Origin of the sequence: Cryobacterium lactosi, from assembly GCF_004403945.1 — a bacterium.
Taxonomy (GTDB): Bacteria; Actinomycetota; Actinomycetes; order Actinomycetales; family Microbacteriaceae; genus Cryobacterium; species Cryobacterium lactosi.
Map to the genome: position 1 here is coordinate 1 of NZ_SOHM01000011.1, position 16,919 is coordinate 16,919.

Here is a 16,919-nt window from a genome sequence, read left to right on the forward strand (position 1 = left end):
TCCAAGGAGCAAGCTCCTCTTCACCGTTCGACTTGCATGTGTTAAGCACGCCGCCAGCGTTCGTCCTGAGCCAGGATCAAACTCTCCGTAAATGTTTAATAGCCTCACCGAGCAAGCTCAGTGGGCACATCTAGTGCTGAAAGCCACCGGAATAGGCGAACAATCAGCAAGTTTGAAACTGACAGAACAAATCATTACTGACTTGCTTTGTTGTTTAAATGTTTTCCAAAGGAATCTCTTCCGCGGTACTCCCTAGAAAGGAGCCCTACGACCGAGGTTTTTGGCATTTGACATTGTGCACGCTGTTGAGTTCTCAAGGATCGGACGCACCCAGCCGCCGGCCATATTGACCATTGNAGCCGCCGGCCATATTGACCATTGCACTGAGGCACTTCGATGTAATTCTGTTTTCGTGTCGTTACGAATTGCTCCAGAGTTGGATCAATTCAAACGCCATCAAGTCCGCCGGATCGAATGAATTCGCCGCCGTGACTTGGAAGTGGTCCCGCTTGAGGCCGGGAAGCTCTTCGGCTTTCCGCACCTGTGGGGTGACAAGAGATGACATTACGCGGGTTCCAGGGGGCCCGCAATCCCGGCAGCATCCCGGGCGTGTCGCAAATCGACACCTACCGGCAATGCCGCCGTAACCTGCCGGTCACACAAGGGGATCGATCGGGCGGCTACTCGACGAAGACGCCGGCGAGGGTCTTCTTGCCGCGCCGGAGCACGGCCACTCCCCCGGCCAACACCGAACCCTCAACGGTGGCCGCCTCATCGGTGACCTTCACGTTGTTGAGGTAGACGCCACCCTGGCCGATCGCTCGGCGGGCCTCACCCATACTCTTGGTGAGTCCGGTGTCCACCAACAGCTGCATGACCTGAGCCTGCGGGAAAGTCGTGGTGTTCGGCAGCGCCCGGAGGGCCGCCTCGAGGGTGTCGGGGTCAAGGTCGGCGAGGTCGCCCTGGCCGAACAGCGCCTGGGTGGCCTGGATCGCAGCATCCGTTGCCGCAACCCCGTGCACCAGGCTGGTCACCTCGAAGGCGAGAGTGCGCTGGCCCTCCCGCTTGAACGGCTCAGCGGCCACCGCCTCCTCGAGGCGTTCGATCTCGGCACGGCTGAGGAACGTGAACACCTTCAGCCGGGCGATCACGTCGGCATCGTCGGTGTTCAGCCAGAACTGGTACATCGCGTACGGGCTCGTGAGCGCGGGGTCCAGCCACACGGCGTTACCCTCGCTCTTGCCGAACTTGGTGCCGTCGGTGTTGGTGATCAGCGGGGTGCCGATCGCGTGCACGCTGGTCCCCTCCGCACGATGGATGAGGTCGGTGCCGCTGGTGAGGTTGCCCCACTGGTCACTCCCCCCGGTTTGCAGCACGCAGCCGTAGCTGCGGTACAGCTCGAGGAAGTCCATGCCCTGCAGCACCTGGTAGCTGAACTCGGTGTAGCTGATGCCGGCGTCGGAGTTGAGCCGGGCGCTCACCGCGTCCTTCTTGAGCATGGTGCCCACCCGGTAGTACTTGCCGATGTCGCGCAGGAAGTCGATCGCCGACAACGGCGCCGTCCAGTCGAGGTTGTTCACCAGGGTCACGGCGTTGTCGCCCTCGGCACTGAGGAAGCGGGTGACCTGGGCCTGCAGGTAGCCGACCCACTCGTTGACGACCTCCGGGGTGTTCAAGGTGCGTTCGGCCGTGGGACGCGGGTCGCCGATGAGCCCGGTGGAGCCGCCGACGAGACCGAGCGGCCGGTGTCCGGCCAGCTGCAGCCGGCGCATCAGCAACAGCTGCACGAGATTGCCCAGGTGCAGGCTGGCCGCGGTGGGGTCGAAGCCGCAGTAGTAGGTGATCGGCGCCCCCGTCAGCAGGGTGCGGAGTGCCGCTTCGTCGGTGGAGACCTGAACCAGGCCACGCCAGGTGATTTCCTCCCAGACGTCGTCGAAGGTGGGATCGTTGGCTTGCTGGGCAAGGATGCTGGGGTCTGACACCCTGCCAGATTACCAGCGCGGATGGTTTCCCCCGCGAGGCGACGCCGCCAACAATCAAGCCTGCAACATGAATTGGGCTGGATTAATGCCTGAACCTTGATTAGGCTGCATTTAGGACGGAGGCTTAACCCATGTTTGTGATTACCGCCGATCAAATCGACAGCCGCCACGATCGAGACCGCGCCAGCGAGATGATTGCCGACCTGGTGGGTCGACACGGGGCCGCGTTTGCGCTGCCGCCCGACCAAACCTCCGGCGATGAGATCCAACTGCTCGTGCCCGACGCCGCCGACGCCTTCAACGTGCTGCTCGACCTGCACCGCACCGGATTCTGGAGTGTCGGCCTGGGGATCGGGCGGATCCGCACCCCGCTGCCGGCCACCACCCGGCAAGCGACGGGCGACGCGTTCATCGCGGCGCGCGAAGCGGTCACCCGGGCCAAACGGGCCGAGGCACGGTTCGCCCTCGAGACGCCGGCCACCGACGCGGATGCGACACCCCGCGGCTCGGACTCCCCCGCCACCTCGACCACCGCCGAGGTCGAGGCACTCGTGTCGATGCTGCTCCTGCTTCGCCAGCGCCGCACCGTTGAGGGCTGGGCGGCTGTGGACCTGCTCGAGAGCGGACTGGCCCAGACCGCAATCGCCCGCCGGCTCGGCATCTCCACCGCCGCGGTCAGTCAGCGGGTGAAAACGGCTCAGTGGAAGGTGGAACGCTCGGCGCATCCGGCACTCGTTAGGCTGCTACAGAACCTCGACCGCGACACCAGCGAATAGGAATCGACCGCATGAACATCCTGGACTCCTTCTCAGTCCTGCTCTACCTCTACTGGGTCCTCCTGCTCCTGGTGACCATGGCCTCGCTGATCCTGGCGGTTCTCGCCTTCAGGCTGGGCAAGCAGCCGTTCGCCATCGCCTCCGGCGGTGCGCTGGCCGCCGCACTCCTCCTCGCCGCCGTTCCCGTGGGCACGGCCCCGGCGATTTTCGGCGTAGTCATCGGCCTCGCCGCCCTGATCCTCGCCGTGATCGGCGGCGGCCCGGCCGCGGTGCTGGCCCTGCAGCTGGCCACGAAGAACTCGGTGGCCCCGGGCAGCCATGGCGGCATCCTCGTGGGCGCCGACGCCCCGGCACCGGTCGGCGACGCCGAGACCGCCACCGCGGCGGCTCCCCCAGCGCCGGTGCACGAGGTGCTCCGCGGCGGCCTCACGATCGGTGTGCTCGAGCGCCTGGCCGTGGCGGGCGCCATCCTGGCCGGGTTCCCCGAGGCTCTGGCCGTGGTCGTGGCCATCAAGGGCGTGGGCCGGTTCACCGAGCTCGCCTCCTCCGAGGCCCGCGAACGGTTCATCATCGGCACCTTCGCGAGCCTCATCTGGGCGTGCGCCTGCGCCATTCTGGTCAGCCTCGCCCAGTCCTGATCCACTGCCGGCCAGCGCCCGGCGCCCACGCACGACAAAGCCCGGTCGGCAGGATGCTCCTGCCGACCGGGCTTTGTGTTGCGGATGCCTACGCTTCGAGCGCCGCGTCCAGAGTGATATCGACGCCGGTGAGCGCCTTGCTGACCGGGCAGTTCAGCTTGGCGGCGTTCGCCGCAGCGAGGAAGGTCTCGCTGTCCATGCCGGTGACCTCGCCGCGCACGGTGAGGTGGATGCCGGTGAGGTGGAAGCCGCCTGCCGGGTCGGCGCCCAGGGTGACGTCAGCCGCCACATCCAGGGCCTCAATGGTGACCTCGCCGGCTGCCGCGAGCTCTGCGGAGAGCTGCATGGAGTAGCAGGCCGAGTGAGCGGCGGCGAGCAGCTCCTCGGGGCTGGTGAAGCCGTTCGCGCTGTCGGCGCTGCGCTTGGGGAAGGAGACGTCGTAGGTGCCGAGGCCTGAGCTGGTCAGCTCGACCTGGCCCTCTCCGGCTTCGAGGGTTCCGGTCCAGCCGGTGCGCGCGGTACGAGTGGGCATAGGGATATCCGATCTGTTGTGGTGGGACTGGCCAGCAGAGCCGGCCGGGACGGGAAAGTTCAAGTCAGCGCCCGGACGCGCTCGGCGAGGGCAGCGATCTGCCCCTGCAGCTCCATGAGTTCGGCCGGAGGAAGGCCTGTGGCCGCGCAGATCTGTTCGGCGATGTGCGGAGCATGGCTGCGCATGGCATCGCCGGCGGGCGTCAGCGCCACCTCGACCACCCTCTCGTCGCGGTCGGAACGCCCGCGCACCACCAGGCCGAGGGCCTCGAGCCGCTTCAGCAGCGGGGACAGCGTGCCGGAGTCCAGTTGCAGGCGCTCACCCAGCCGGCTGACCGTGCTGGTGCCGGATTCCCACAGCACCAGCATCACGAGGTACTGCGGGTAGGTGATGCCCAGAGGCGCGAGCAGGGTGCGGTATCTCCCGGTGAGCGACCGCGACGCCGAGTACAGCGCGAAGCAGATCTGCTGTTCCGGGGGAAGCATCTGCGGGGTGGCCATGTCCCCACCGTAGCAGAGTTATGCACAATTATGTTGTGCGCAATCTAAATCGTGGTCTCCCGGTCCAGGCCGGGGTGCCGGCGGTAAGCGGAGACCGAGCGGTCCCCGGGGATCCAGAATCGCCAGGAGTAGTCGCTGCCGCCGCCGGCGCCGGCCACACCGGTGCGCGGGCCCGTGAGTGCGGCCACCGGCGTGCCGGGGAGCGTGAGCTCGAAGGGCTCGGCGAACAGGTCGGCGCCGTTCTGGTCGAGCCGGATGCCGAGGGCCCGGGTGAGCCGCGCCGGCCCGCGCGCCAGATCCCGGTCGGCCACCGCCGGCCCGCGCCGAGCCCGAGCGACGTCGATTCCCGCCACGATCTCGCCGGCCCGCAGCAGCACGGCGGACGCCTCGCCGGCGGGTGAGCAGACGATGTTCGCGCAGACGTGCATTCCATAGCTGAAGTACGCGTAGAGGTGCCCGGGCGGGCCGAACATGCTGGCGTTGCGGGCGGTCCGGCGGCGGAAGGCGTGAGAGCCCGGGTCGGTTCCGGCCAGGTAGGCCTCCACCTCGGTGATCCGCAGCACGGTGTCGCCGTGCCGGAGCAGGCCACCCAGCAGGAGCGGGGCAACACCGACCGCGTCCTGGGCGAACAGGTCACGGTCGGCGGGCATCCGAAACGTTTCTACCGGGGTGGGCCGGTTCTCAGCGCACCAGCGCCGTGGCGAGGGAGTGCACGCGGGCCACAAGGGCGGCGCGCTGCTCGGCAACCCGCACCGGGGCGGTACCGGCATGACCGTCACGACGGTTGACCGAGCCCTGGATGGTGAGCACCTCGCGCACCTCGGGCACCAGGTGCGGGGAGATCTCGGCGAGGCCGGCGTCGTCGATCTCGTGCAGGTCGACGCCCTGGGCCTCGGCCACCTTCACCAGCGTGCCGGTGATTTCGTGCGCATCCCGGAAACTGACGTGCCGCTTGACCAACCATTCGGCGACGTCCGTGGCCAGGGAGAAGCCCTGCGGCGCCAGTTCGGCCATGCGCTCGGTGTGGAACGTGATCGTGGCGATCATGCCGGTGAAGGCAGGCAGCAGCACCTCGAGGGTTTCGATGGAGTCGAAAACCGGCTCCTTGTCTTCCTGCAGGTCACGGTTGTACGCCAGCGGGAGGCCCTTGAGTGTGGTGAGCAGGCCGGTGAGGTTGCCGATCAGCCGGCCGGACTTGCCGCGGGCGAGTTCGGCGATGTCGGGGTTCTTCTTCTGCGGCATGATCGACGACCCGGTGGAGTACGAGTCGTGCAGGGTGACGAAACCGAACTCTCGGGTGTTCCAGAGGATGATCTCCTCGGCCAGGCGGGAGAGGTCGATGCCGATCTGCGCTGTGATGTAAGCGAACTCGGCCACGAGGTCACGGCTGGCGGTGCCGTCGATGGAGTTCTCCACCATGGCGCCGAAGCCCAGTTCGGTGGCGATCATCTCGGCGTCGAGGCCGAGGGTGTTACCGGCCAGCGCGCCGGAGCCGTACGGGGAGAAGTTCGCCCGCTTGGTCCAGTCGGCGAAGCGTTCGAGGTCGCGCACCAGCGGCCAGCAGTGCGCGAACAGGTGATGGGCCAGCAGCACCGGCTGGGCGTGCTGCAGGTGGGTGCGGCCGGGCATGATGGCCGTCTCGTTCGCCTCGGCCTGCGCGGCGAGGGCGTCGATCAGGTCGACGACGAGGTGGGCGATGACCGCGGCGTGGTCACGCAGCAGCATCCGCACCAGGGTGGCGACCTGGTCGTTGCGGCTGCGGCCGGCGCGGAGTTTGCCGCCGAGTTCGGTGCCCACGATGTCGATCAGCCCGCGCTCCAGCGCCGAGTGCACGTCTTCGTCGGTGGAGGCCGGCTGGAACCGGCCGTCATTGACGGCCTCATCGAGGGTGTCGAGACCGGCGAGCATGCCCGCCAGTTCGTCCTCGGTGAGGTACCCGGCAGCCGCGAGGGCGCGCGCGTGGGCGCGCGACCCGCGGATGTCGTAGCCGGCCAGCTGCCAGTCGAAATGCGTCGACTTGCTCAGCCGCGCCAGCTCCGGCGACGGTCCGCCGGCGAAGCGGCCGCCCCACAGGGCGCCCGCCTCACCCGCACGGTTCACACTCTTGTCGCCGGTCATACCGTGACCTACTTCGCGGCCTGGTCGCGGCGGGCCGCGATCTTGCTGGGCAGGCTCCACAGTTCGATGAAGCCCTTGGCCATGGACTGGTCGAACGAGTCACCGGTGTCGTAGGTGGCCAGGTCGAAGTCGTACAGGCTCTGCGTGCTCTGCCGGCCGGTGACGACGGCGGTGCCGGCGTGCAGCTTCATGCGGATGTCGCCGGAGACGTACTTCTGGGTGTCGTTGATGAAGGCGTCGAGCGACTTCTTCAGGCCGGAGAACCAGAGGCCGTCGTAGACCAGTTCGCTCCACTTGGCTTCGACGCCGCGCTTGTAGCGGGCGACGTCGCGCTCGACGGTGACGTTCTCGAGCTCCTCGTGGGCGGTGATCAGGGCGATCCCGGCCGGGGACTCGTAGACCTCGCGGCTCTTGATGCCCACGAGACGGTCCTCGACGATGTCGATGCGGCCGACACCCTGGTCGCCGGCGAGCTTGTTGAGCAGCACGACGGCTTCGAGCGGGGTGACGGGCTTGCCGTCGACGGCCACGGGCACGCCCTGGTCGAAGGTGATGATGATCTCGGTCGCTTCGCGCGGGATCGACGGGTCCTGCGTGTAGGTGTAGAGGTCCTCGATCGGAGCGTTCCACGGGTCCTCGAGGAAGCCGGTCTCGACGGCGCGACCCCAGACGTTCTGGTCGATGGAGTACGGGCTCTTCTTCGACTGCGCAATGGGCAGGTTGTGCAGCGCGGCGTATTCGATGGCTTTGTCGCGGGTGAGGGCGAAGTCGCGCACCGGGGCCAGCGAGGTGAGCTCGGGGGCCAGGGCGGTGACGGCGGCTTCGAAGCGCACCTGGTCGTTGCCCTTGCCTGTGCAGCCGTGCGCGACACTGTCGGCGCCGAGGGCGCGAGCGGTGGCGGCGAGGTGCTTGGCGATCAGCGGGCGGCTGATCGCGGAGACCAGCGGGTAGCGCTTCTGGTACAGCGCGTTGGCCTTGAGCGCCGGAACGATGTAGTCGTTGGCGAACTCGTCCTTGGCGTCGACGACGATGGACTCCACCGCGCCGCAGTCGAGGGCGCGCTGTCGGATGACATCCATGTCCTCGCCCTCTTGTCCGACGTCGACAGCCAATGCGACGACCTCTTTGCCGGTGGCATCCTTCAGCCAGCCGATGCCCACCGAGGTGTCAAGGCCACCCGAATATGCCAGTACAACGCGCTCAGCCATGGTTCTCCTTCATAAGTGCTTTGTGATTCAAGTTTATGGGTGGTGCGCTCGAGCGGATGCTTAACGCGCGTTGTGCGCGAGCAGCCACACGAGCAGCGCCTTCTGGGCGTGCAGGCGGTTCTCCGCCTCATCCCAGATGATGCTCTGCGGGCCGTCGATGACGTCGGCCGTGACCTCGTAACCACGGTCGGCTGGCAGGCAGTGCATGAAGTGCGCTTCCGGCTTGGCCAGGCCCATCAGGGCGGCATCGACGCGGTAGCCGCCGAGCGAGCCGAGCCGGGTGGCCTTCTCCTCTTCCTTGCCCATCGACACCCAGGTGTCGGTGATGACCACGTCGACGCCGGTGACGGCCTCTGCCGGGTCGGTGAACAGCGCCACCGAACCGCCGGTCTTCGCGGCGATCGCCTGGGCGTCGGCGACGACCTGCGCGTCGGGCGTGTACCCGGCCGGCGAGGCGATGCGCACGTGCATGCCGGCGGTCGCGCCGGCGAGCAGGTAGGACTGGGCCATGTTGCAGGCGCCGTCGCCGAGGAAGGTGAGCGTCTGACCGCTGAGGTCGCCGCGGTGCTCACGGATGGTGAGCAGGTCGGCGAGCAGCTGGCAGGGGTGGAAATCGTCGGAGAGCGCGTTGACGACGGGCACCGTGGTGTTCAGGGCCATCTCTTCGAGGCCGGCCTGGCCGTAGGTGCGCCACACGATCGCGGCCACCTGGCGCTCGAGCACCCGGGCCGTGTCGGCGGCGGTCTCCTTGCCACCGAGCTGGCTGCTTGCGGTGCTGATGATCAATGGGCTGCCGCCGAGGTCGGCGATGCCCACCGCGAACGAGACCCGGGTACGGGTGGACGACTTGTCGAAGATCACGGCGACGGTTTTCGGTCCGGCCAGGGGCTGGACCGCGAATCGGTCTCGCTTCAGTTCCAGGGCCAGATCGAGGATCTCGGCCTGTTCGGCCGGTGAGATGTCGTCGTCGCGCAGGAAATGGCGGGTCACGGGGTCACTTTCGCTGAATTCTTCGGTGTAATGCGGGATTCCACCACCTTATCTGGTGGTAAGGCATCTGTTTGCGGGTCACCGATTGGCGACTGCGAGACCCGAACTGGTGACAGCGGTCAGGGCAACCCGGAAGCGCTCCTCGAAATCGGCCAGCTCGGCGTCACCGACGATCAGCGGCGGCGCGATCCGGATGCTGGATTCGTTCGCGGCGTTCACGATCAGGCCGGCGGCGAGGGCGGCGGCGGCCAGCTGCAGGGCCACCGGCTCGGTCAGGCCGATGCCCAGGAGCAGACCGCGGCCGCGCACCTCTTCGACCAGGGGCGAGTCGATGCGGGTGATGATCTCGCGGATCTGCTCGCCACGGCGGGCCGCGTTGCCGACCAGGTCATCACGTTCGATGACGCCGAGCACCGCGTTGGAGGTGGCGGTCACAAACGGGTTGCCACCGAAGGTGGAGCCGTGCTGGCCGCGGAGGAACAGGTCGCTGGTCGTGCCGAACGTGACGAGCGCGCCGATCGGCACTCCCCCGCCGATTCCCTTGGCGAGGGTGACGGCATCCGGCACCACGTTGGAGTGCTCGTAGGCGAACCACTTGCCGGTGCGGCCGGCACCGGTCTGCACCTCGTCGATGATCAGCAGCACGCCGTGCTGGGTGCACAGCTCACGGGCGCGTTGCAGATAGCCCTCCGGCAGGTCGATGACTCCGGCCTCGCCCTTGACCGGCTCGAGGAACAGTGCGGCGACGGTGTCGTCGATTTCGCGCTCGAGGGCGGCGATGCTGGTCTCGATGTGCTGCACGCCGCCGGGCACGGGTTCGAACGGAGCGCGCATCAGCGGCTTGCCGGTGAGCGCGAGCGCCCCCATGGTGCGGCCGTGGAACGAGTCGTTCAGGGCGAGGATCCGGCTGCGTCGGCCGCCGGCGGTATTCAACCTGGCCAGCTTGAACGCGGCCTCGTTGGCCTCGGCGCCGGAGTTGCAGAAGTAGACCCGGCCGGCGTCGCCGGCTCCGGTGAGGCGTTTGAGGCGTTCGGCCAGTTCGATCTGCGACGGCGAGGCGAAGTAGTTGGAGATGTGCGCGAGAGTGCCGATCTGGCTCTGGGCGGCGGCGACCATGTCGGGGTGCGCGTGGCCGAGCGAGTTCACGGCGATGCCGGCCAGGAAGTCGAGGTACTTGGTGCCGTTCTCGTCCCAGACGTAGCAGCCCTCGCCGCGCACCAGCACGGCCAGGGGCGGCGACAGGGTTTTCATCATGGCTACGGCGTAGCGCTCGTGCAGGGTCATGCGGGAACCACCTCAGTACCGATGCCGCTTCCGGTGAAGATTTCGACCAGGATCGAGTGCGGCACTCGACCATCGATGATCGCCGCTTTCGCGACGCCGCCTTCGACGGCGTCCAGGCAGGCCGTCATCTTGGGAATCATGCCCGATTCAAGATCGGGAAGCAGGGTGCGGAGCGCCTCGACGTCGATGACCGATACGAGGGAGTCCCGGTTGGGCCAGTCGCTGTACAGGCCGGCCACGTCGGTGAGGATCACGAGCTTGGCCGCGCCCAGACCCACGGCGAGGGCGGCCGCGGCGGCGTCCGCGTTCACGTTGAGCGACTGTCCGGGCACCTCCACGTCGGGGGCGATCGACGACACGACCGGGATCCGGCCGGCGTTCAGCTGCGCGTGCACGGCCTCCGGGTCGACGCCGATGACGTCGCCCACCAGGCCGAGGTCCACCTCTTCGCCGTCGATGACGACACCGCGGCGGCGGCCGCGGAACAGGCCGGCGTCTTCGCCACTGAGCCCGGCGGCCAGCGGGCCGTGGGCGTTGATGTGGCTGACCAGGTCACGGTTGATCTGTCCGGTGAGCACCATCCGTACCACGTCCATGGCCTCGGGGGTGGTCACCCGGTAGCCGCCGCGGAACTCGCTCTCGATGCCGAGCCGGGCGAGCATGGCGGAGATCTGCGGGCCGCCACCGTGCACGACGACCGGGCGGATGCCGGCGTAGCGCAGGTAGACCATGTCCTCGGCGAAGGCACGCTGCAGTTCCTCGCTGACCATGGCGTTGCCGCCGAATTTGACGACGATGATCTGGTCGTGGAACTTCTTCAGCCAGGGCAGCGCCTCGATCAGCGTGGCGGCCTTGACCTTGGCCTCTGCTGGGGTGTTGTCGACGTCGTCGAGGGTGGGCACCAGTGGCGGTGCGGCGGGAGTGGCGCTCAGCGGGTCGGTGCTCATCAGCTGGAGTACGCGCTGTTCTCTTCGACGTAGTCGTGGGTGAGGTCGTTGGTCCAGATGGTGGCGCCCGCGGTGCCGGCGTGCAGGTCGATGACCACCGAGACGGCGCGCGGGGTGAGGTCCACGAGTTCGCGCGGCTCATCCGGCTCCCCCGCCGTGCAGACCTGGATGCCGTTGATGGCCACGTCGATGCCGTACGGGTCGAAGGCCGCATCCGCTTCGGAGATGGTGCCCACCGCGGCGAGAACGCGGCCCCAGTTGGGGTCGTTGCCGTAGATCGCGGCCTTGAACAGGTTGCTGCGCGACACCGCCCTTGCCACGGTGACGGCCTCGGTTTCGGCCGCAGCGTTGCGCACAATGATGGCCACGTCGTGCGAGGCGCCCTCGGCGTCACCCTGCAGCTGCAGGGTGAGGTCGCGGCAGAGCGCGGTGAGCGCGCCGGCGAATTCGTCGGGGTCGGCGTCGACGCCGCTGGCCCCGGAGGCGAGCAGGCTCACCGTGTCGTTGGTGGACATGCAGCCGTCGGAGTCGAGCCGGTCGAAGGTGACCCGGGTGGCTTCTCGGAGCGCGGTGTCCAACTGGGCGGAGGACAGGACCGCGTCGGTGGTGATCACGACGAGCATGGTGGCCAGGCCTGGGGCGAGCATGCCGGCGCCCTTGGCCATACCGCCGATGGTCCAGCCGGCCGGGGACACCTGGGTGGCCTGCTTGGGGCGGGTGTCGGTGGTCATGATCGCCTGCGCGGCGGCGAGGCCGGCGGCGGCGGATGCGGCGTCGTCGTCCTTCAGGGCCAGGCCGGCGTCGAAGACCCCGGCGGTGAGCTTGACCAGGTCGAGCTGCTCGCCGATCAGGCCGGTGGAGCAGACCAGGACGTCGCCGGCGGAGACGTCGAGCTGCTCGGCGACGGCTTCGGCGGTGGCGTGGGTGGTCTGGAAGCCGATGGTGCCGGTGTAGCAGTTGGCGCCGCCGGAGTTGAGCACGATGGCGCTCACCCGGCCGTCGGCCATGACCTGCTGGCTCCAGATGATCGGGTTGGCCTTGCAGCGGTTGCTGGTGAACACCGTGGCGGCGTTGGCGAGCGGGCCGCGGTTGGCGACGATGGCCAGGTCGAGGCCACCGGACTTCTTGAGGCCGGCGGTGACGCCGGCGGCGACGAATCCGGCGGGGGCTGTGACGCTCACGGGGCAACTCCATTCGTGCTGAGGCCGCGGGTCTCGGGCAGCCCCAGGGCAATGTTGGCGGATTGGATGGCAGCGCCGGCGGTGCCCTTGACGAGGTTGTCGACGGCGGCGACCGTGATCACACGACCGGCGGCCTCGTCGATCGCGAGGCCGATGAGTGCGGTGTTCGCGCCGAGCACATCGGCGGTGCGCGGGAACTGGCCGCTGGGCAGCACGTGGACAAACGGCTCGTCGGCGTAGGCCGTCTCCCAGGCGTGCCGCACGGCGGCGGCGCTCGTTCCCGGTACCAGCCGGGCGGTCGAGGTAGCCAGGATGCCGCGGGACATCGGCACGATCACCGGGGTGAACGACACCGTCGGGTCGGTCGCGCCGGCCCAGCGCAGGCTCTGCTGGATCTCGGGGATGTGCCGGTGGCTGCCGCCGACGGCGTAGGGGTTGGCGGAGCCGAGGATCTCGGCGGCCAGGTTGGGCACCTTGAGTGCTTTGCCGGCGCCGGACGGGCCGACGGCGAGCACGGCGACGATGTCGGCCGCTTCGATCACGCCGGCGAGGATTCCGGGGGCCAGGGCCAGGGCCACGGTGCTGGCGTTGCAGCCGGGCGCGGCGATGCGGCGGGCGCCGACCAGGCGGTCGCGCTGTCGGCCGCCGGCCACGGGAAGCTCGGGGACCCCGTAGGCCCAGGCGCCGAAGTAGTCGCCGCCGTAGAACGCGGCCCAGTCGGCCTCGCTCTCCAGGCGGTGGTCCGCTCCGCAGTCCACCACGAGGGTATCTTCCGGCAGCTGGGCGGTCAGTGCCCCGGAGGCGCCGTGCGGGAGGGCCAGGAAAACGACGTCGTGGCCGGCCAGGGTGGTGGCATCCGTGTCGGCCAGCACGAGGTGGCTCAGTGAGCGCAGGTGCGGTTGCACGTCGATCAGGCGCTGGCCGGCGTTGCTGTGCGCGGTGACCGTGCGCACCTCGAAATCGGGGTGTGCGGCCAGCAGACGCAGCAGCTCACCGCCGGCATACCCGCTTGCACCCGCAACAGCTACCGAAAAGACCATGGGATCAAACTTACTCGGGTGCCGCCGCCGCCCGAGAATCGCAGATTGCCCCGTTCCGGACGAGTTGCCCCGCTGTGCGGGGGCAATTCGTCCGGAACGGGGCAACTCGGTGCGGTCGGGCGGGGGTGCCTACTCGCGCAGGTGCGCGCCGTGCCGGGCCGCGGCGAGCTGCACGCCGGCCAGCTTCGCGTCGCTGGCCTCCGCGGCGGTGAGGGTGCGATCCGGCGCCCGGAACCGCAGGGCGAAGGTGAGCGACTTCTGCCCAGCCTCGATGCCCGTTCCGCGGTAGTCGTCGACCAGCTCGATGCTCTCCAGCAGCGATCCGCTGCCCTCGCGCACGGCGGCGAGCACGTCGCTGGCCGGCACCTGCGCCTCAACGACGAGCGAGAGGTCCTGGGTGGCGGCGGGCTTGGTGCCGATCTCGGAGGCCTGCAGTTCCCCGGTGACCTGGGCGAAGACCGCGGACAGGTCCAGTTCGACGACCGCGACCACGGCGGGCAGGTCGGCACCGCGGGCCACGGTGGGCAGCAGTTCGCCCGCGAAGCCCACCGAGAGCGCGCCGGCATCCGTCGCCACGAACAGCTCGGCGGTGCGGCCGGGGTGCATCGCCTGGTGTGCGCCCTGGCGCACCTCGATCGGCAGGCCGACCGCGAGGCCGATCTGCGCGACGGCGGTGAGGGCGTCCCGCCAGGACGCCGCGATGGGCGCCTGGCCGGGCTGGTGCCGCACGGTGTTGCCCAGCAGCACGATGCCGGCGGTGAACGGCTGCGGCGGGATGCCCGCGTTCAGCGTCGCCTCGAGTTCGGCGCTCGGGCGCACGGCGGCCGGCGGCACCACGGCGCTGCCGTAGCTGACGCCCGCCACCGGGCGGAACACCGAACCGAGCTCGAAGATCGCAAGGTCGGTCGAGCCGCGGGAGAGGTTGCGGTGCGCGATATGGAGCAGGCCGGGCAGCATCGACGTGCGCATGAACGGCGCCTCGCCGTCGAGAGGGTTGGCGACCTTGATCTGCGGAACCGTGCTGCTGACCGGGTCGCCGAACAGGTTGTTCGCCTTCTCGGCGACGAACGGGTAGGCCAGCACCTCGGTATGACCGGTGGCGGCGAGCACCGTGGCGACCGAGCGCTTCAGCTGCTGGGTGCGGGTGAGGCCGCGGCCGGGCGGGGCGACGGGCAGCACCGACGGGATGCGGTCGTACCCGACGATGCGGGCGACCTCCTCGGCGAGGGTCCACTTGTCGGTGAGGTCCGGGCGCCAGCTCGGTGCGACGACCGCGAGGCCGTCGGTGGTTTCCGTCATCGAGGCGCCGATCTCGGCGAGCGAGGTGCGCACCTCCTCGCGGGTGTACTCCAGGCCGATCAGGCCGGAGACGAAGCCGGTGGGCAGGTCGATCGGGGTGCGCTCCGGGGTCGCGTCGTGCAGCGAGCCGAGTCCGTCGGCCACTCCCCCGGCGAGTTCCTCGAGCAGCTGCACCACGCGGGCGGCGGCCACGGCGGCCACCTCGGGGTCGACGCCGCGTTCGAAGCGGCGGGACGCCTCGCTGGGCAGCTTGTGCCGACGGGCGGTGCGCGCGATCGACACCGGGTCGAAGTTGGCCGCTTCGATCAGCACATTCGTGGTCCCCGCGCCGATTTCGGTGGTCGCTCCGCCCATCACACCGGCCAGGCCGATCGGGCCCGACCCGTCGGTGATCAGCAGGTCTTCGACGTTGAGGGTGCGGGTGACGTCGTCGAGGGTGACGAGTTTCTCGCCGGGCTGGGCGCGTCGCACGGTGAGTCCGCCGGTGAGCTTGTCCAGGTCGTAACCGTGGATCGGCTGGCCGAGTTCGATCATCACGTAGTTGGTGATGTCCACGATCAGCGAGATCGAGCGGATGCCGGCCAGCTTGAGCCGGGCGATCAGCCAGGCCGGTGACGGCTTGCTGGGATCCACGCCGCGCACGACCCGGGTGACGAAGACGCTCGCGCCCACGCGTCCGCGGATCGGGGCGGCATCGTCGATCGAGACCGGGAAGACCTCGGTGGACGCCGTCGCGGTGACCGCGAGGGCCGGGTCGCGGAAGGTGGCGCCGGTGGCGTGCGCGTACTCGCGGGCGACACCGCGGATCGAGAAGGCGTAGCCGCGGTCGGGGGTGACGTTGATCTCCACGGCGGAGTCGTCCAGGCCCAGCAGGCTGATCGCATCCGTGCCCACCTCGGGGTCGAGGCCGAGGTCGCCGAGCACCAGGATGCCGGCGTGCTCGTCGCCCAGGCCCAGCTCGCGGGCCGAGGCGATCATGCCGTCGGACACGTGGCCGTAGGTCTTTCGCGGCGCGATCGGGAACGGGCCGGGCAGCACGGCGCCGGGCAGGGTCACGACGACCTTGTCGCCGACGACGAAGTTGTGCGCGCCACAGACGATGCCGTGGATGGCCGGGCCGCCGTCGGCGGCGAGTTCGCCATCCGCGGCCACACGCACCTGGCACCAGTTGATGGTCTTGCCGTTGGTCTGCACCTCACCGACGAACTCGAGTACCTGACCGACCACGATAGGTCCGGTCAGCTCGAAACGGTGGATATCTTCTTCCTCGAGGCCCACGCTCACCAGGGCGGCGTGCACGGCTTCGGGGGTGGTGCCGGGTTCGAGGTCGACGAATTCGCCGAGCCAGCTCAGGGGAACGCGCATCAGACGGTCATCCCGTACTGCTGGCTGAACCGAATGTCGCCTTCGACCATGTCGTGCATATCCTTCACATCGTTGCGGAACATCAGTGCTCGTTCGACTCCGACGCCGAACGCGAATCCGGAGTAGACCTCGGGGTCGAGGCCGGCGGAGCGGAGCACGTTGGCGTTGACCATGCCGCAGCCGCCCCACTCGATCCAGCGGGCGCCATCCTTGAAGGTGGGGTGCCAGAGGTCGAGCTCGGCGCTCGGCTCGGTGAACGGGAAGTAGTTGGGGCGCAGACGCACCTTGGCCTCGTCGCCGAACAGGGCCTTGACGAAGTGGTCGAGGGTGCCGCGCAGGTGCGCCATGGTGAGGCCCTTGTCCACGGCAATGCCCTCGATCTGGTGGAAGACCGGGGTGTGCGTGGCGTCGAGCTCGTCGGTGCGGTAGACCCGGCCGGGCGCGATGCGGTAGACGGGCGGCTCGGTGCCCAGCAGCGCGCGCAGCTGCACGGGCGAGGTGTGCGTGCGCAGCACCAGGTGCGCCTCGGGCGGGTCGATGAAGAAGGTGTCCTGCATGGCGCGGGCCGGGTGGTCCTCGTCGAAGTTGAGTGCGTCGAAGTTGAACCATTCGCTCTCGAGCTCGGGTCCTTCGGCGACCTCCCAGCCCATGCCCACGAACACGTCCGAGACGCGTTCCTGCAGCAGGGTGAGCGGATGCCGGGCCCCGGCACGCCAGGTGGAGGCGGCGGCGGTGACGTCCACGGCTTCCGCTGCGAGCTGGGCGGTGGCCTCGGCTTCGACGATCTCGGTTTCGCGGCCGCTCAGTGCCTGGTTGACCCGGGCACGGGCCTGGCCGACGAGCTTGCCGGCGGCGGCCTTCTGGTCGCCGGGCACGCTGCGCATGAGGGCGTTCAGGGCGGCCAGCGGCGAGGCCTCGCCGACGTGCGCTGAGCGCACGGCCTTGAGGGCGGCGGAGTCAGTCGCGGCTTCGATGGCCGCGAGGGCGGCATCGACGGCCGCGGTGACGGCGGATTCGGTTATTTCAGTGGGGGCAGACACGAGACATAAGTTTAGTGCC

The 16,919-nt window shown here is 68.9% G+C and carries 15 protein-coding genes and 1 rRNA gene; 2 read left to right on the top strand and 14 right to left on the bottom strand.

Annotated features, from left to right (window positions below; genetic code table 11):
- Together E3T61_RS05745 and tyrS are read right to left on the bottom strand one after the other, a co-directional pair.
- A 16S ribosomal RNA gene (locus tag E3T61_RS05745) occupies positions 1-92 on the bottom strand; the annotation flags it as partial.
- Between the two features lie 588 nt (positions 93-680).
- Entirely contained in the window at positions 681-1,982 is a 1,302-nt protein-coding gene (gene tyrS, locus E3T61_RS05750; protein WP_134639948.1) for a tyrosine--tRNA ligase, read from the bottom strand.
- A 131-nt stretch (positions 1,983-2,113) separates the two neighbouring features.
- Between tyrS and E3T61_RS05755 the strand changes: the two genes are divergently transcribed.
- Together E3T61_RS05755 and E3T61_RS05760 are read left to right on the top strand one after the other, a co-directional pair.
- On the top strand, positions 2,114-2,758 hold the full coding sequence (locus E3T61_RS05755; protein WP_134639949.1) for a DNA-binding protein: 645 nt from the start codon (positions 2,114-2,116) through the stop codon (positions 2,756-2,758).
- Positions 2,759-2,769: 11 nt separating this feature from the next.
- The gene (locus tag E3T61_RS05760; RefSeq protein ID WP_134639950.1) at positions 2,770-3,396 is read left to right on the top strand and encodes a hypothetical protein; all 627 of its coding nucleotides are present in this window, start codon (positions 2,770-2,772) and stop codon (positions 3,394-3,396) included.
- Positions 3,397-3,484: 88 nt separating this feature from the next.
- On the opposite strand, the gene E3T61_RS05765 is transcribed toward E3T61_RS05760, so the two are convergent.
- From E3T61_RS05765 to pheS, 12 genes are all read right to left on the bottom strand, one after another.
- Positions 3,485-3,928 carry an OsmC family peroxiredoxin gene (locus E3T61_RS05765; RefSeq protein ID WP_134639951.1) on the bottom strand — a complete coding sequence of 148 codons (444 nt, stop codon included), beginning with the start codon at positions 3,926-3,928 and terminating at the stop codon, positions 3,485-3,487.
- Positions 3,929-3,987: 59 nt separating this feature from the next.
- The gene (locus E3T61_RS05770) at positions 3,988-4,428 is read right to left on the bottom strand and encodes a MarR family winged helix-turn-helix transcriptional regulator (protein ID WP_134639952.1); all 441 of its coding nucleotides are present in this window, start codon (positions 4,426-4,428) and stop codon (positions 3,988-3,990) included.
- A gap of 44 nt (positions 4,429-4,472) precedes the next feature.
- Complete coding sequence (locus tag E3T61_RS05775; protein ID WP_134639953.1) at positions 4,473-5,078, bottom strand: DNA-3-methyladenine glycosylase; 606 nt, start codon at positions 5,076-5,078, stop codon at positions 4,473-4,475.
- A 31-nt stretch (positions 5,079-5,109) separates the two neighbouring features.
- On the bottom strand, positions 5,110-6,546 hold the full coding sequence (gene argH, locus E3T61_RS05780; RefSeq protein ID WP_134639954.1) for an argininosuccinate lyase: 1,437 nt from the start codon (positions 6,544-6,546) through the stop codon (positions 5,110-5,112).
- A gap of 8 nt (positions 6,547-6,554) precedes the next feature.
- On the bottom strand, positions 6,555-7,754 hold the full coding sequence (locus tag E3T61_RS05785; protein ID WP_134639955.1) for an argininosuccinate synthase: 1,200 nt from the start codon (positions 7,752-7,754) through the stop codon (positions 6,555-6,557).
- A 60-nt stretch (positions 7,755-7,814) separates the two neighbouring features.
- The gene (argF, locus tag E3T61_RS05790; protein ID WP_134639956.1) at positions 7,815-8,744 is read right to left on the bottom strand and encodes an ornithine carbamoyltransferase; all 930 of its coding nucleotides are present in this window, start codon (positions 8,742-8,744) and stop codon (positions 7,815-7,817) included.
- Positions 8,745-8,822: 78 nt separating this feature from the next.
- Positions 8,823-10,028 carry an acetylornithine transaminase gene (locus E3T61_RS05795; protein ID WP_134639957.1) on the bottom strand — a complete coding sequence of 402 codons (1,206 nt, stop codon included), beginning with the start codon at positions 10,026-10,028 and terminating at the stop codon, positions 8,823-8,825.
- On the bottom strand, positions 10,025-10,975 hold the full coding sequence (argB, locus tag E3T61_RS05800; RefSeq protein ID WP_134639958.1) for an acetylglutamate kinase: 951 nt from the start codon (positions 10,973-10,975) through the stop codon (positions 10,025-10,027). Before argB ends, E3T61_RS05795 begins: the two co-directional genes overlap by 4 nt.
- Positions 10,975-12,156: a bifunctional glutamate N-acetyltransferase/amino-acid acetyltransferase ArgJ gene (argJ, locus tag E3T61_RS05805; RefSeq protein ID WP_134639959.1), complete on the bottom strand. Its 1,182-nt coding sequence runs from the start codon at positions 12,154-12,156 to the stop codon at positions 10,975-10,977. Before argJ ends, argB begins: the two co-directional genes overlap by 1 nt.
- Positions 12,153-13,196: an N-acetyl-gamma-glutamyl-phosphate reductase gene (gene argC, locus E3T61_RS05810; RefSeq protein WP_134639960.1), complete on the bottom strand. Its 1,044-nt coding sequence runs from the start codon at positions 13,194-13,196 to the stop codon at positions 12,153-12,155. Before argC ends, argJ begins: the two co-directional genes overlap by 4 nt.
- 129 nt (positions 13,197-13,325) lie before the next feature.
- Positions 13,326-15,860 carry a phenylalanine--tRNA ligase subunit beta gene (gene pheT / locus E3T61_RS05815; RefSeq protein ID WP_134639961.1) on the bottom strand — a complete coding sequence of 845 codons (2,535 nt, stop codon included), beginning with the start codon at positions 15,858-15,860 and terminating at the stop codon, positions 13,326-13,328.
- Positions 15,860-16,900, bottom strand: coding sequence for a phenylalanine--tRNA ligase subunit alpha (gene pheS / locus E3T61_RS05820; protein WP_134639962.1), 1,041 nt, complete (start codon positions 16,898-16,900; stop codon positions 15,860-15,862). The genes pheT and pheS overlap by 1 nt, the downstream gene beginning before the upstream one ends.
- Between the last annotated feature and the right edge of the window lie 19 nt (positions 16,901-16,919).

What these genes read in the sequence shown, in the direction of transcription:
- E3T61_RS05765 (WP_134639951.1), bottom strand. Translation starts at nt 3,928, where the DNA reads ATGCCCACTCGTACCGCGCGCACCGGCTGGACCGGAACCCTCGAAGCC.
- argH (WP_134639954.1), bottom strand. Translation starts at nt 6,546, where the DNA reads ATGACCGGCGACAAGAGTGTGAACCGTGCGGGTGAGGCGGGCGCCCTG.
- E3T61_RS05775 (WP_134639953.1), bottom strand. Translation starts at nt 5,078, where the DNA reads ATGCCCGCCGACCGTGACCTGTTCGCCCAGGACGCGGTCGGTGTTGCC.
- E3T61_RS05770 (WP_134639952.1), bottom strand. Translation starts at nt 4,428, where the DNA reads ATGGCCACCCCGCAGATGCTTCCCCCGGAACAGCAGATCTGCTTCGCG.
- argC (WP_134639960.1), bottom strand. Translation starts at nt 13,196, where the DNA reads ATGGTCTTTTCGGTAGCTGTTGCGGGTGCAAGCGGGTATGCCGGCGGT.
- argB (WP_134639958.1), bottom strand. Translation starts at nt 10,975, where the DNA reads ATGAGCACCGACCCGCTGAGCGCCACTCCCGCCGCACCGCCACTGGTG.
- E3T61_RS05785 (WP_134639955.1), bottom strand. Translation starts at nt 7,754, where the DNA reads ATGGCTGAGCGCGTTGTACTGGCATATTCGGGTGGCCTTGACACCTCG.
- E3T61_RS05755 (WP_134639949.1), top strand. Translation starts at nt 2,114, where the DNA reads ATGTTTGTGATTACCGCCGATCAAATCGACAGCCGCCACGATCGAGAC.
- E3T61_RS05795 (WP_134639957.1), bottom strand. Translation starts at nt 10,028, where the DNA reads ATGACCCTGCACGAGCGCTACGCCGTAGCCATGATGAAAACCCTGTCG.
- pheT (WP_134639961.1), bottom strand. Translation starts at nt 15,860, where the DNA reads ATGCGCGTTCCCCTGAGCTGGCTCGGCGAATTCGTCGACCTCGAACCC.
- E3T61_RS05760 (WP_134639950.1), top strand. Translation starts at nt 2,770, where the DNA reads ATGAACATCCTGGACTCCTTCTCAGTCCTGCTCTACCTCTACTGGGTC.